General features: G+C 66.7%; 10 protein-coding genes and 2 tRNA genes. 2 read left to right on the plus strand and 10 right to left on the minus strand.

All coding sequences use genetic code 11. The features are described from left to right. Positions 1–9 precede the first annotated feature (9 nt). Both FG13_RS00085 and FG13_RS00090 read right to left on the minus strand, forming a co-directional pair. A complete protein-coding gene (locus tag FG13_RS00085) occupies positions 10–1020 on the minus strand; it encodes a FecR domain-containing protein (RefSeq protein ID WP_035817317.1) in 1011 nt (336 codons plus the stop codon). Between the two features lies 1 nt (position 1021). Then, positions 1022–1540: a sigma-70 family RNA polymerase sigma factor gene (locus tag FG13_RS00090; protein ID WP_035817319.1), complete on the minus strand. Its 519-nt coding sequence runs from the start codon at positions 1538–1540 to the stop codon at positions 1022–1024. A 275-nt stretch (positions 1541–1815) separates the two neighbouring features. Between FG13_RS00090 and FG13_RS00095 the strand changes: the two genes are divergently transcribed. Further along, positions 1816–2424 carry a hypothetical protein gene (locus FG13_RS00095; protein WP_152598636.1) on the plus strand — a complete coding sequence of 203 codons (609 nt, stop codon included), beginning with the start codon at positions 1816–1818 and terminating at the stop codon, positions 2422–2424. A 68-nt stretch (positions 2425–2492) separates the two neighbouring features. Here the strand turns inward: FG13_RS00095 and FG13_RS00100 are convergent. From FG13_RS00100 to FG13_RS00120, 5 genes are all read right to left on the minus strand, one after another. Further along, positions 2493–2569, minus strand: a tRNA-Met gene (locus FG13_RS00100). Positions 2570–2712: 143 nt separating this feature from the next. After that, a tRNA-Met gene (locus tag FG13_RS00105) sits at positions 2713–2789 on the minus strand. Positions 2790–2845: 56 nt separating this feature from the next. Continuing rightward, positions 2846–4024 (minus strand): methyltransferase, encoded by a 1179-nt coding sequence (locus tag FG13_RS00110; protein ID WP_035817322.1) that lies wholly within the window; start codon positions 4022–4024, stop codon positions 2846–2848. Positions 4025–4082: 58 nt separating this feature from the next. Beyond that, positions 4083–4910: a hypothetical protein gene (locus FG13_RS00115; RefSeq protein WP_051958253.1), complete on the minus strand. Its 828-nt coding sequence runs from the start codon at positions 4908–4910 to the stop codon at positions 4083–4085. 61 nt (positions 4911–4971) lie between these two features. Then, on the minus strand, positions 4972–5181 hold the full coding sequence (locus FG13_RS00120; protein WP_034755039.1) for a hypothetical protein: 210 nt from the start codon (positions 5179–5181) through the stop codon (positions 4972–4974). A 178-nt stretch (positions 5182–5359) separates the two neighbouring features. Between FG13_RS00120 and FG13_RS30575 the strand changes: the two genes are divergently transcribed. Continuing rightward, positions 5360–5527: a hypothetical protein gene (locus FG13_RS30575; protein ID WP_166449232.1), complete on the plus strand. Its 168-nt coding sequence runs from the start codon at positions 5360–5362 to the stop codon at positions 5525–5527. A 129-nt stretch (positions 5528–5656) separates the two neighbouring features. On the opposite strand, the gene FG13_RS00125 is transcribed toward FG13_RS30575, so the two are convergent. The 3 genes from FG13_RS00125 to FG13_RS00135 form a co-directional block, all read right to left on the minus strand. After that, complete coding sequence (locus FG13_RS00125) at positions 5657–9424, minus strand: AAA family ATPase (RefSeq protein WP_035817325.1); 3768 nt, start codon at positions 9422–9424, stop codon at positions 5657–5659. A gap of 16 nt (positions 9425–9440) precedes the next feature. Continuing rightward, positions 9441–10667: an exonuclease SbcCD subunit D C-terminal domain-containing protein gene (locus tag FG13_RS00130; RefSeq protein ID WP_035817328.1), complete on the minus strand. Its 1227-nt coding sequence runs from the start codon at positions 10665–10667 to the stop codon at positions 9441–9443. A gap of 67 nt (positions 10668–10734) precedes the next feature. Further along, positions 10735–13755 carry a PAS domain-containing protein gene (locus tag FG13_RS00135; RefSeq protein WP_235211634.1) on the minus strand — a complete coding sequence of 1007 codons (3021 nt, stop codon included), beginning with the start codon at positions 13753–13755 and terminating at the stop codon, positions 10735–10737. Positions 13756–13808: the final 53 nt, after the last annotated feature.

Raw genomic sequence — 13808 nt, forward strand, 5'->3', positions numbered from 1 at the left:
AATACATAGTCAGCGCTGCGGGCGCGCTTCCACCTGCACCCAGTAGCGCGTGCGCAGGCGCACGTCCACCGGCAACGAATCGGGCAGCGACAGCAGCACGGCGTCCAGGTCGGCCAGGGGGAAGACGCCGGAGATGCGCAGGCCGGCGACGGCGTCGTCGCAGCCCAGCAAGCCGTGGCGGTAGCGGCTCAGTTCATGCAGGAAGTCGCGCAGCGGCATGGCGTCGGCCAGCAGCAAACCCTGGCGCCAGGCCCAGATGTCGGGCGAGACGGCGTGCGCGGGCAGGGCATCGTGCGCCGTCATGCCGCCGCCCTGGCCCGCGCGGAGCACGGGACTGGCGTCGCCATGGCGCGGCATCAGCCGGACGGCGCCTTCCTCGACGGCGACCAGCGTGCTGCCATCGGCCTGGCGCACCGAGTAGCGCGTGCCCAGCGCCTGCGCCTGGCCTTGCGCCGTTTCGACGAGGAAGGGGCGGTAAGGGCGGCCCGTTTCGCGGGCCGTGGCGATGAACACTTCGCCCTGCACCAGTTGCAGCAGGCGCCGCGTGCCCGTGTAGCGGATGTTGACGGCGCTGCCGCTGTTCAGGTGCAGACGGCTGCCGTCGGGCAGGGTCAGCTCGCGGCGTTCGCCCACGCCCGTGGACAGGTCGGCCAGCGCGGCGCGGGCAAGGACGGGCGCAGAGTCCGAGCGCGCGCCGAACCAGCCCGTGAGGCCGATGGTGGCTGCCCACGCCAGCAACTGCAGGCTGCGGCGGCGCGAGATGGTCGAGGCAGGGCGGGAGCGCTGTGTCAACGCCTTGCGGCTGGCCTGCGCATCGAGTTCGCGCAAGCCGCCGCTGACGCTTTCGATGTGTTTCCACGCCCGTTCATGGTCGGGGTGCGCCTGGCGCCACTCGTGCCAGGCCGTTTTTTCCGCCGGCGTGGTTTCGCCGCTCATCAGGGTGGCCAGCCATTCGGCCGCCTGCATGGCGATGGCCAGGTCGATGGGCTGGCCCTGTGCGTAGACGGTGGCGCCGCGCATGTCAGGATGCGGCAAAATCGGGCACGGCAAAAAAGCACAGCAGATTGGCCTTGCTCAGGTATTTTTTGACGGAATGCGTGGTGGTGTCCAGTTCGGCCGCGATCTCGGCGTAGGTCATGCCGTCCAGGTGGGCCAGCAAAAAAGCGGCCTTGGCCTTGGCGGACAGCTGGTCCAGTGCGCGGTCGACCAGTTGCAGCGATTCGAGCAGGAGGGACATCGCTTCCGGCGACGGCGTGCTCGCTTGCGGCTGGTGCAGCAGGGCGTCGAGGTAGGCCCGTTCGAGCGCTTCGCGCCGGCAGTGGTTGGCCAGCAGGCGCTTGGCGATGGTGGCCAGGAAGGGGCGCGGCTGCGCGATCCCGGCGCTGCTGCGCGCGACGAAAATCTTGATGAAGGTATCTTGCGCCAGGTCGCCGGCCAGCCCCGCATCGTGCAGGCGGCGCTTCAGCCAGTGCAGCAGCCAGGAATGATGCTCGGCATACAGGGCCTGGAAATCGGACGACGGGGAAGGGGCGGACAGCATGGCGGGTGGAATGCGGCTTAATCTAAATGAGAATTGTTCTCATAATAGCGCAGCGGCGCGCGCCAGGCAATCAGGAAAACACGGCGTTGCTGAAATGCGACTGCAAGCCCGGCTCGTGTGCGGTGCCGGATTTGCGCCTGCGCACGGCAGATGTAAAAGTTTCCTTGGCGCAAGCTTTCATGTGAGAAAATGCGGCTTGTCGATGTGGTGCGGAGCGAAAAATGATGTGGATGGTTGGCGGTGCCCTGGTTCTCCTGGTCGCCAGATTCTTATGGTTGGCCTTTTTTCACCGGGTCAACGCGATGTCGCGCCAGGCGGAACTGATGAACTGGCTCGACATCGGCCGGGTGTCGAATCCCGATGGCGGCAAGGATATCCTGTTGGCGAGAAATGAGCGCGGCGCCCGGATCGACTGGCGCACGGGCGAAGTCTGGCTGATGAATCCCAAGGTGGCCGAGCCGTTTGCCGATTTCCTCGCCGTCGAGCGCTGGCTGACTATGCGCGACATGCCGGCGGCGGACAAGCCGGCCGCAGCCGCGCCTGCGCCAGTGGAACCCGAAGCGGCGCCTGAACCCGGCCCCGTGCGCGACACCTTGCCGGCCTTCCAGCAAAAGGTCGACGCTTGCCTTGCCAAGGCCGAAGGCGGCCAGGAATTGCTGGAAACCAAGCAGGCGTTCGAGGCGGGCAGCGAGCCCTATCTTGAAGCGTCGACGGAATTGAGCAAGACGGCGCTGGAGCTGGAAGTGTCGCCAGCGATGGTGGCGACGTTCCATATCAGCGCCTTTGCCGCGCTGGCCGAAACGGCGGGCGCCGACAAGCTGGAAAGAGTAGCGGCCAGCCTGCACGCGGCGGCCAGGCAGATCAGGGCCAGCGTCGCCGTGTAAAAGTACTGGCCCGGCCTGAAATGAAAAAACCGCTGAATCCCTTGCAGGAGTCAGCGGTTTTTATGTATTGGTTGCGGGGACAGGATTTGAACCTGTGACCTTCGGGTTATGAGCCCGACGAGCTGCCAGACTGCTCCACCCCGCAGGCGAATTATATACCAGTTTGTTGCATTGCGAAAGAGCGCATTGCAAGCGGGGGCATTTGGTGTGCAGGAGGGGCATGGGCATGCTGCGCCGCAATGGAAAAAGCCGCCGATCCCCTTGCAGGAATCAGCGGCTTTTATATGTTGGTTGCGGGGACAGGATTTGAACCTGTGACCTTCGGGTTATGAGCCCGACGAGCTGCCAGACTGCTCCACCCCGCAGGCGAATTATAGCGGGGTTTGCTGCAATGCGCAATGGCCGGCTTTCAGATCCTCGATTACGCCGCCGCCAGGCGCCACAGCGAGGTGATTTCCTGCGAGCGGGCCGCATGCAGGCTGTCCGTGGCATCCTGCGCGCGCGGGTGCGTGGGTTTCACGTCCAGGCGGTCGATGACTTTCAAGCCCGCTTGCGTGATCCATTCCAGCAATTGCGCGCGCGGGCGCAGGCCCAGGTGCTCGGCCAGGTCCGACAAAATCAGCCAGCCTTCGCCGCCCGGCTCCAGGTGGTCGGCCAGACCGGCGAGGAAGCCGCGCAGCATGCGGCTGTCCGGATCGTAGACGGCGTATTCGATCGGCGAGCTTGGGCGGGCCGGCAGCCATGGCGGATTGCACACGACGAGCGGGGCGCGGCCGGCAGGGAACAGGTCGGCCTGCACCACCTCGACCTTGTCGATCACATCGAGGCGGGCCAGGTTTTCGCGCGCGCAGGACAGGGCGCGCGGGTCCTGGTCGGTGGCGACGATGCGCTGGACGCCGCGCTGCGCCAGCACGGCGGCCAGCACGCCCGTGCCGGTGCCGATGTCGAAGGCCAGCTTGGCGCGCGCGGGCAGCGGCGCTTCCATCACCAGACCCACGTATTCGCCGCGGATCGGCGCGAACACGCCGTAATGCGGGTGGATGCGCTGGCCCAGGGCCGGCAGTTCCACGCCCGTGCGGCGCCATTCGTGCGCGCCGATCAGGCCCAGCAGTTCGCGCAGCGAGGCGACGAACGCTTCTTCGCCGCGGCCATACGCTTCATTGCAGGCCAGTTTCACGTCCGGCGCGCGGCGCAGCGGAATCGTGTAGTCGGCATCAAAAGGCAGCAGCAGCATGGCCAAGGTGCGGGCGCGCTGCGACTGGGCTTGGCGGTGCAAGTGAAACGCTTCCGTGGCGGACGGTTCCGGCTTGGCCAGTTTGGCGGCCTTGGCCTTTTTGCTCGGCTTGTCGTTCTTGTGGTCGGCGCGCCGCGCCAGCGCCTGCAGCAGCTGGCGCGCGTTCTGGAAGTCGCCGCGCCACAGCATGGCCGTGCCTTCGCAGGCCAGGCGGTAAGCCTGGTCGGCCGTCGTGCGGTCATCGGCGATGACGACGCGCTTGGGCGGCGGCATGCCGCTTTCCGAGCGCCAGCGGGCCGAATGCTCGGCGCCGTTTTCGCTCCAGTGGATCTGCGGATGAACGGTAGGTGAAGAAGTGTCGGACATGGGATTCAATCGATAGAAGGGGGCGCGCGGCATGGTCGCCTGCGCAGGCCGTCTTCCATTATACGTTGCTGGCCGTGCTGTTTGCCGTGTCCGTGCCATAGGCCAGCGCCAGCGCACGGGCGCGCGCCTGCTCTTCCTTGGCGGCGTCGACCGCTGTATCCGGCTGCACCAGCTTGAGCAAACGCAAGCTCAGGCTGCCCGCCAGGTCGCCATCCTTGCCGCTGGCGCTGGCGCCATCGGCGTTGCTGTTAAAAATGTTGCTTTGCAATTGCTGGCCCAGCAGCTTGAACAGGTCGTGCAGATTGCCGCCGAAGTGCGTGGCCGGCAACTCTTTCGCGGGCAGGTTTGTGTCATCGGCGGAGCCTGCTTCCTCGGCGGCATTCTGCGTTTGCTCAAGCATGCCCGCGCTGATGTTCGATTGATATTGCACTTCCACTTCGAAGTCGAAGGTCTGGCCATCGGCCGTCGTGATCTTGCCCTTGCCGATGAAATGGGCGTTTTCATCGAGGCTGAAGGCTGCCGCGCGGCTGCTGCCGCCCGCGCCCGAGACGCTGGCGCTGCCACTGCTGAAGCTGGACCCGGCTTGCAGGTCGACCGAATCGAAGGAGACAGTGGCGCCGTCGCCAAATAGCTGGCGCGTCATGTTGTTCAGAAAATCCTGCGCCACGTCGACGGTGGCGTTGCCCAGCGCATCGGTGCGTTGCGACAGTCCCTTGGCCGACAGGTCCAGGCCATTTTTCGACAGCGCCACCACGTCTTGCGCCGTGCGCTGCATCAGGGACGAGCCTGCCAACCCCGTGGCGCCGCTGCCCGTGCGGGACGGCTGCTGGCCAGCCAGCGTATTCGAGGCGGGTTGACGGCTGGCAAGGGCGGGTAGCTGGGACATGGCGGTTTCTCAATGAGCGAAGTACCGTTATTAACGGCGTTCTACGCCCATTCTTTAACCATTAGTGGTGGTGCGACCAGCTACCGTCCGCCGACTCCAGGTAAGACTTGACGGCATCGGCCTGGCCCGTGGCATGGCGCTTGAGTTCGCCGCATGCGCAAATGCCCTGGTATGGCTGGATATGCGAGCAGGCGGAGACTTTTTGCAGGTAGACCTGCATGGATTTGTGACATTTTACGCACTTGAAGGTGAGGCTGCGGGCGGCTTTCATGGGTTTCCTTGAACTGTTGCGGGGCGTAGAGTTCATCTACGCGAAGGCGGCGATTTTAACGCACTCCGGTCATCGTTACACGTTGTTGCATCTGCGCCACGCGTACGTCAACTGAATCCGCGTCATGACGTTGAGCGTATATAGGAGGTCGTCTGACCGCCATTGAAGAGGTAGCACCATGGACAAGCATGACAAGGAAAAGCCTGCACAGCCCGCCAAGGAGCTGGTCAGGAAGTGGCTGAAAGCGGAGCTGGAACAGCGCCGGCCGCCGCCCGACCCCGAGCAGATCCGCCGCGAACTGGGCTGGGATATGCTCAGGCTGTGCCGGGAGCCGGCCAGCCGTTAGTGGTTTACAACGCCTGACAAAACCGTAGCGAGCGGAAGTGGGTTGTGGTTGAGACGCGGAACTGTGCGAATGCACAGTGAGCATCGGAAACCGCGAACCGCGACGCGCAGTAGGTTTTGACAGGTGTTCTCAGCGCACCGTCACCACGCTCTTACCGCCAGACCCCGGCTGCACGAGGATGCGGGTGGCGATGCGCTCCGTCATTTCCTGCACGTGCGAGATGACGCCCACCTTGCGGCCCATCGCTTGCAGGCCGTCGAGCGCATCCATGGCCACGCGCAGGGTTTCCGTGTCCAGGCTGCCGAAGCCTTCGTCGATGAACAGCGACTCCACGCGCACGCGGTTCGAGGACAGCGAGGCCAGGCCCAGCGCCAGGGCCAGCGAAACGAGGAACGATTCGCCGCCCGACAGCGAGTGCACGGAGCGCAGCTCGCCGCCCATGTCCTGGTCGCGCACCATCAGGCCCAGCGACGGATTGTTCGGGTTGTCGATGCGTTCCAGCTGATAGCGGCGCGCCAGGTGGTTCAGGTGCGCGTTGGCATAGCCGAGCAGCACTTCCAGCGTGAATTGCTGCGCGTAGTTGCGGAATTTCTTGCCGTCGGCCGAGCCGATCAATTCATTCAGGCTGGCCCAGCGCCGCTCGATGACGGCTTGCGCCTCGATTTGCGCCAGCATCGCTTGCGCGCTGTGGCGCCGTGCGTCGTCCTGCGCGATGGCCAGGCGCAAGCGCGTCGCTTCCTGGTTCGCCGCCTGGCGTTCCTGCAGCAGCGCGTCGAGCGCGGCCTGCAGCACGGCCACGTCCATTTCCAGCGCCTCCGGCGGCTGTTGCACGTGCATCGCCAGCTGCTGCCGGCGTTCGGCCAGCACGGAAACGGCAGCCGTGTGGCGGTCGGCGATCACTTGCAGGGCGTCGCGTTCGGCGCGCATGGCGTCCGGCGCGATGGCCAGGCGCGCGCGCAGCGCGTCGAGCGTGGCGGGCGCGTGGCCGGCGTGACGCTGCTGGAACTGCTGCAGCCAGTCGTGCAGGGCGGCGGTGGCGCCGTGTTCCTGTTCCCGCAAGGCGGCCAGGCGCTGCGACAGCTGCGCGCACGCTTCATCGAGGCGCGTGCGCTGCTGGCTGGCCGACTGCGCCGCCGTTTGCTGCTGCGCCAGATGTTCTTTGGCCTGCGCGATGGCGTCTGTCAGGCTGCGCTCGACCTCGGCCACGCTCTGGCCCTGCCATAGCGCGCTGCGCCGCGTTTGCAGGGCCGTGCGCTGTTTATCGGCGGCCGCAAAGGCGGCGTGGGCTTCCTGCGCCGTGTGCTGCGCCTTGCCGGCGGCCAGCAGCGCCGCTTCCAGTTGCGCGGCCAGGGTCGCCAGCGCGTGGCCGCGCTGGTCCTGGTCCGTTTGCTGTTTCAGCCATTGCCGGCTTTCCGATTCCCGCGCCGCGCGGAAGGCGGCCGGACCGGCACGCCAGTTGTCTTTCCAGCCTTCGGCGCCTTCCACGTCGTCAAACGCGGCATCGAGCTGCGCCAGCAAGGCATCGAGCGCGGCGCGCGCCGTCTCGCCCTTGTCGGCGTTGCCCGCTTGCTGCGCCTGCAGCTGGGCCAGCCGCGCTTGCGCCTCGGCGACGGTGCTGGTGCAGCGCGCGTGCTCGCTGGACGCCAGTTCATGCGCCGCCTGCGCCTGCTCGCGCAGTGTACTGGCCTGGCGCAGCGCCGCTTCCTGCTGCGCCAGCGCCTGCAAGCCTGCCGCATTGGCCGCCAGTTGCTGCGCGAACCAGTCCGCGCGCTGGTCTTCCTGCGGCAGCGGCAAGATGTCGGCATGCGGCTGCCACTGTGCATTCAGGCTGTCGATGATGGACGGCAGTGCAGATAGTTCTTCCGCCGTCTGCGCCTGTTCGTGCAGATGGGCGGCCAGTGCCGCCTTGTGCGTGGCCAGCCGTTCCAGATTGCCGCGCGCCTGCGTGCGGCAAGCCAGCACCTCATCCTGCAAGCTGGCCAGCATCGCCTGCAAGGCCTCGTCGACGTGGCCAGCGTGGATATATGGGTGTTCCAGCGCACCGCAGACAGGGCAGGGCTGCTCGTCCTGCAAATTGGCCCGCAACTGCTCGACGCTGACTGCGCATGCCGCTTCGGCGCCCTTCAAGGATTTTTCCGCCTGCGCCAGGCGCGCTTCCAGCAGCGCCGTTTGCGCCGCTTCCACCGCCAGTGCCGTGCTTTCCGTTTGAGCGGCCTGCGTCAGCTGGGCTGCCCTCGCTTGCCAGTGCGCCAGCGCCTGCTGCTGGCGCGCCAGTTCGCTCCAGGTTTTTTCCGCGCTGCTCAACATGCGCGCGTGTGCCTCCAGCTGGCCGCGCTGTTCCTGCAGCCCCTGGCCATCGATGGCTTGCATGGCCGCCAGCGCCTCGCGCCGCTCGGTATCGCGCAGCGTCAGGACGGCCGCGGCACTGTCCAGCGCCGTTTGCGCCGCCTGTGTGGCGTCAAGGGCCTGGCGCACCTGGCGCGCCGATGCTGCCATGCTGGCGTCGGCCGCATCGGCTTGCGCGGCCGCTTGCCCGGCCTGGGCAAACAATTGATCCCACAACTGCCACGATTGCGCCAGCGCCTGCCACTGCTGGTGCGATGTCAGCCACTGGCGGCCCGCTTCCTGTTCCGCCTGCGCGGTCTGCTGGCGCTGCTGCAGCGTGTACAGCGCGGCGCGCGCCGCCTCGTTGGCCTGGTCGGCACCTTGCGCCGCTTGCTTTGCCTGCTCATGCGCGGGCAAGTGTGCCGCAATGCCTGCGTCGAGCGCCTTGGCCTGGTCGAGCAGGGGTGCCGCATCGCGCAGCGCCGCTTCCCTGGCCAGCAAGTCCGCCGCCGCCAGCTGCACGGCCTGCGCCAGCTGCGTCTCGCTGGCCACGGCTTGTGCGGCCTGCAGGCGCGACGCTTCCAGCGCGGCGCCGGTGCTGGCGATCTCGCCGGCCAGGCGCGCCACGCCGTCGATCAGGGGCCGCGCCGGCTGCAGCAATTCCCACTGCGCCAGCGCTGCGCGGCGCTCTTCGGCGGCGGCCCGTTCGGCATCCGCGCCATCGAGCACTTCCTGCGCCACTGTTATCTGGCTTTGCAGCTTGTGCGTCTCCTGGTGCCAGCGCTGCTGCAGTTCCAGTACGGCCTTGCGCAAGTCGATGGTGTGCAGGGTGGCTTCGGCCGCCTCGCCCAAGGTTGCCGTCTCGGCCCGTTCTTCCGGCGACAGCGGCCGCTGGTCGGCCAGCTTTTCGCCCAGGCGTTCGAGGACCTGCTTTTCCTTTTTCGCCCGCTCGAAGGCGCGCATGGAAATGTCGGTATAGATGCTGCTGCCGGTCAGGGTTTCCAGCAACTCGCCCCGTTCATTGTCTTCCGTCTTGAGGAAGGTGGAAAACTCGTTCTGCGCCAGCAGCACCGCGCGCGTAAACTGGTCGAACGACAGGCCGATGCGCTTTTCGATTTCTTCCTTGACTTCCGTCTTGGTGCCGCCGATGGGCTGCAGCGCGGGCAGCTGGTGCAAGCTCATGGCGGTCGCCTGCAGCGCCCCCTCCGCCTTGGTGCGCGAGCGGCGCACGCTCCAGCGCGCGCGGTAGCTTGCTCCGTCGTTGCCGACGAAGTCCACTTGCGCGTAACCGTCCGGCGTGCCGCGGCGCAGCAGGGTGCGCGTATCCTGGGCGTTGACGGTTTCCTTGCCCACGTCGGGCAGGGCGCTGCCCCGTCCCAGCACTTTCAGCAAACGCGGCGTGGCGTCGTACAGGGCCAGGCACAGGGCGTCGAGCAGGGTGCTCTTGCCCGCGCCCGTGGGACCGCTGATGGCGAACAGGCCGGATGACGCCAGCGGTTCCTGCTGGAAGTCGACTTCAAATTCGCCGGCCAGCGAGGCCAGGTTCTTGCCGCTGATTTTCAGGATTTTCATGGTTCTTCAGTTGCGCTCACGCGCCGGGCAGCAGCAGTTCGGCCAGGGCGGACAGTTGTTCGGGCGGCGCTTCCTTGCCGTATTTTTGCAGGTACAGGCGGCGGAAGATGTCGTCGGGCTGCAGCTGGGCCAACTGGTCGAGTGTCAGGTTTTCGGGCGCGCTGCTGCGCGCGGTGCTCGACGTTTCGATCTTCGCCAGGCGCACGGGCTTGCCGTCGAGCGCCGTTTCGATGCGTGTGCGCAGGCCCGGTTCCGGCGCATCGAGGCGCACGCGCACTTCCAGGAAAGGCTGCGCTTCGGCTGGCGCGGCGGGCACGTCGAGGGCGGCCAGCTGCGCCAGTACCTCGTTGATGGGCGCCGGCGTGGCAGGCACGCGCAGCAGGGGCACGGCGCGCGGCACTTCGATGGCGCGCACGGACTGCAAAGCGTCGCCATCGATGTCGAGGCACAGCACCTGGTGGCGGTAGTTCACCTCCGCGAAGGACAGGGGAATCGGGCTGCCGCAGTAGCGGATGTGCTCCTGGCTGCCCACGGCCTGCGCCTTGTGCAAATGGCCCAGCGCCGCATACGCGATGGCGGTATCAAAAATCCCCGACGGCAGCATCTCCGTGCCACCGATGACGATGCGGCGTTCGGAATCGTTCGACATTTCGCCGCCCACCATGTGGCAGTGGCCCATGGCGATGATGGCTTGGCCGGGCTGGCGGCGCGCCAGCGCCAGGTCCGTCAATTGCCGGTACAGCAGGGCGATGCCGCCCAGATAGGCGTCCTGCGTATCGCCGGCCGGCAGTTTCGGCACGTCGCCGGGGCGCAAAAAGGGCACGGCCAGGCACCAGGCCTGCACTTGCCCGTCGCTGCCGGCGAGCGCCAGCAGCAGGCGTTCCAGGTCGATATTGCCTGCCTCGTCGCGCAGCAGATGGCCGATCACGTGCGTGCCATGCGCGGCCAGCAGGGGGCCGGGCGCTTCCAGCCGCCCCGCCGAATCGTGGTTGCCGGCGACGACGACCAGCTGCAGCGCGGGCAGGCGCGCGCGCGCCTGCTGCAGGAAGACATATAGCTGCTTTTGTGAGGCGGCCGACGGGTTGGCGTTGTCGAACACGTCGCCCGCCACCAGCAGCACGTCGACCTGTTCGGCGACGAGCGTGTCGAGCAGCCAGTCGAGGAAGCGCTGGTGTTCGTAGCCCCTTTCAAAATTGTGCAGGGTCTGGCCCAGATGCCAGTCGGAAGTGTGCAGCAGGCGCATGGTGTGGCAAGGGTAGGGGAGACAGGCGCCAATATAGCAGGAATGACGGCATGCGCCAGCGGCTATATCAAGCCGTCAAGGCGCCGGCTCTGTATGTATTGCGCCCATCCTGCTTGGCCTTGTACAGCAGCACGTCGGCCCGCTGCAGCAGTACGGCGGGCGAAATGTCTTCGTCGCGGTAGAAGGCCAGGCCGATGCTGGCGGAAATGCGCACGGTGATGCCATCGAGTTCGAAAGGCTGCTGCATGGCGGCGACGATTTTTTCCGCCAGCACTGCCGCGTCGTCGGGCCGGGTGATCTGTTCCATGATGATGGTGAATTCGTCGCCGCCCAGGCGGGCGATGATGTCGGTGGCGCGCATGGTCTGCGTCAGGCGCTGGGCGAAGGCGCGCAGCAGGGCGTCGCCGGTGCCGTGGCCGTGCGTGTCGTTGACGGGCTTGAAGCGGTCGATATCCATGTACATGACGGCCATCAGGTGCTGCTGCTGGCGGCTCGCGTGCATGGCGTCGCTGAGTTTTTGCTGGAAGCCGGCGCGGTTCGACAAGCCCGTCAGCGCGTCGACCTGGGCCAGTTTCAGCAGGCGCTGTTTTTCGCGCTTTTGCACGGTGATATCCTGGCGCATCACGTGAAAGCCCACCACCTGCAGCTTGTCTTCGCCGATCTGCGGGATGTAGATCACTTCCATGCAGCGCTCGATGCCCTCCTTGTCATCTTCTTCCTCGAAGCTCAACGTTTCGCCGGCCAGCACTCTTTCGATATACGGCGCCACGGTGCCGTAGCGCGCTTCGCCCACCGTATCGCGCACGCTCTTGCCCAGCACCAGCCGGCCCGTCAGGCCGAATTCGCGTTCGTAGGCGATGTTCAGGAAGCGGTAGACCTGGTCGGCGTCGATGTAGGCGATCATGGCCGGCAAGGTGTCGGCGATGGTGCGCAGGCGCGCTTCGCTTTCCAGCAGCGCCACTTCCGATTCGCGCAAGGTGGTGATGTCGTCCAGGGTTCCCACGTAGCCCTCGATCTGGCCGTCGATGAGGATGGGGGCGATTTTGACGGAAACCCACACCAGCCTGCCATCGCGCTGCAGGCAGCGCAGGGTGGACTGGAACGGCGCATGGCTGCGCGTGAGCTGTTCCAGCGCCACGTGCATCAGCGGATAGTCGTCCGGGTGCAGGGCGCTGGTCCAGCCGGCGCCCAAGGCGGCCGCGCGCGGCAGGCCCGTGATCGATTCGAAGGTGCGGTTGACGTAGGTGCAGCGGCGCTGGCGGTCCAGGCGCACGAGGCCGAGCGGCGAGGCGTCGTTGACGGCGGCCAGTTCGGCCTGTTTCTGCCGCAGTTCCAGCTCCTGCTGGCGGCGCTGCGAGATGTCTTCGGCGATGCCGAGGATATGTTCGATCTGCTGGCGCTCGTCGAACACGGGCACGGAGACGGCGTGCAGGTAGCGCAGGCTGCCATCGGGCAGGCGCAGCGGCTTTTCCGTATGGTCGATGACGCCGCGCTCGGCCAGAATGGCGCGGTCATCCTCGGCATCGTGCAGGCCGAAGTCGGGCGGGAAGGCCTGGCAATCCGTCTTGCCGATGACGTCGGCGGCCAGGTGGCCGGTGATGTCCTCGGCCGCCTTGTTCCACACTTCCATCTGGCCGAAATTTTCCGGGCGCGCGCTTTTCACGTAGACCAGCACGGGCAAATGGTCGATCAGCGACTGCAGGAAGCTGCGGTTGTCCTGCAGCGCCAGTTCGTCGTGTTTGCGCGCGCTGATGTCGCGCGAGGTGACGGCCACGCCGTCGGTGATCGGCACCACCTGGTGGCGCAGCCAGCGCGTGCCGCCCGAGGCCAGCGGCAGCTCGAATTCATCTTCCAGCGGCTGGCCCGTTTCCATCACCAGTACGAAGCGCTTGAAGAAACGCTCGCCGCGCAGCAGCGGCATCAGCGGCAGCACGCGCTGGCCCAGCAGCTCGGAGCGTGGCTTGCCCAGCATGTCGGCGGCCCGCTCGTTGATGTCGGCAAAGGTGAAGTCTTCCACCGGCTTGCCCGGCGCGGAGCGCCAGGCTTTCAGCAGCAGCACGGCATCGAGGCTGCCCTGGTGCGCCGCGCGCAGCAAGGCTTGCGTTTCCGTGGCCTGGCGGATGCTGCGGCGCAGGCGCGCGCTCTGGCGCATCAGCAGGGCCGTGAAGCCGGCAATGAGCACGCTGGCGGCGAGCAGCGCGCCCACATACACGAGGCGGCGGTGTTCGAAGCGCGCCAGGGCGACGGTGCGGCTCACGCCCACCACGGCCAGCAGCGGGTAGCGCGGCAGCTCGTGGTAGCTGTAGATGCGCTGCGTCGCATCGACGGGCGGCTCGATCAGCAGTTCCTCGGCGGCGTGCTGCGGCGGTCCCGGCATGCGGAAGTCGATGCGGTCGCTGAGTATCAATTGTTCGCCGATGCGCCCCACCGTCAGGCCGCTGTCGCGCGCCACCAGCATCAGCGCGCCCTGTTCATCGAGGTTCAGGCGGTCGTAGTCGTCGACGAAATACGTGGGGTCGACGTGGATGACGATGGCGCCGGCGAAGCGGCCCCGCGCATCGTTCAGGCGGCGCGCCAGGCGGATGGTCCAGCGCTTGCCGTCCGCGTCGAGCATGGGGGTGTCGACCAGGGCCGTGTCGGACGCATTGGCGGCCAGTGCCCTGAAAAAAGGCTGCGTGGCCAGGTTTTCCGGCAGATAGGCGTGTGCGCTGTCGAGCACATTGCCGTGCGCGTCGATGAGGGCGATCGGCAGTTCCAGCTTCGATGGCAGCACGCTGTCGAGCAGGCCCTGGCGGCGCGTGAATTCATTCAGGCGCAGGCCGCCGCCCGTTTCCTCGTATTTGAGCTTGAACAGCTGTGTGGCGTGGTCCGTCTGGCGCAGGGTGAAACTGGTATGGTCGGCCAGGGTACGCGCCAGCGACTGGCTGACGGCGACGGCGTCGCGCACGGCGCTGGCCCGCTCCTGGCCCACCTGGTAAAAGACGGCCGCCCACAGCGCCAGCAGCAGGATGAGCGCGAACAGGGGCACCAGACTGATGCGGTACAGGCGGCGGGCAAGGCGTTGCAGGGGTCTCGTTATCGCTATCACGGGCGCTTGCAGGCTAGATTCATGGAAAAAGGGAGGGGCGGCGTGGCGCGCAT

Origin of the sequence: Janthinobacterium sp. RA13, from assembly GCF_000745325.1 — a bacterium.
In the GTDB taxonomy this organism is placed as follows: domain Bacteria; phylum Pseudomonadota; class Gammaproteobacteria; order Burkholderiales; family Burkholderiaceae_D; genus Janthinobacterium; species Janthinobacterium rivuli.

Bases quoted from the DNA above. Each gene is read 5' to 3' on its own strand.
- FG13_RS00120 (WP_034755039.1), bottom strand. From the start codon at position 5,181: ATGAAAGCCGCCCGCAGCCTCACCTTCAAGTGCGTAAAATGTCACAAA.
- FG13_RS00110 (WP_035817322.1), bottom strand. From the start codon at position 4,024: ATGTCCGACACTTCTTCACCTACCGTTCATCCGCAGATCCACTGGAGC.
- FG13_RS00115 (WP_051958253.1), bottom strand. From the start codon at position 4,910: ATGTCCCAGCTACCCGCCCTTGCCAGCCGTCAACCCGCCTCGAATACG.
- FG13_RS30575 (WP_166449232.1), top strand. From the start codon at position 5,360: ATGGACAAGCATGACAAGGAAAAGCCTGCACAGCCCGCCAAGGAGCTG.
- FG13_RS00125 (WP_035817325.1), bottom strand. From the start codon at position 9,424: ATGAAAATCCTGAAAATCAGCGGCAAGAACCTGGCCTCGCTGGCCGGC.
- FG13_RS00085 (WP_035817317.1), bottom strand. From the start codon at position 1,020: ATGCGCGGCGCCACCGTCTACGCACAGGGCCAGCCCATCGACCTGGCC.
- FG13_RS00090 (WP_035817319.1), bottom strand. From the start codon at position 1,540: ATGCTGTCCGCCCCTTCCCCGTCGTCCGATTTCCAGGCCCTGTATGCC.
- FG13_RS00130 (WP_035817328.1), bottom strand. From the start codon at position 10,667: ATGCGCCTGCTGCACACTTCCGACTGGCATCTGGGCCAGACCCTGCAC.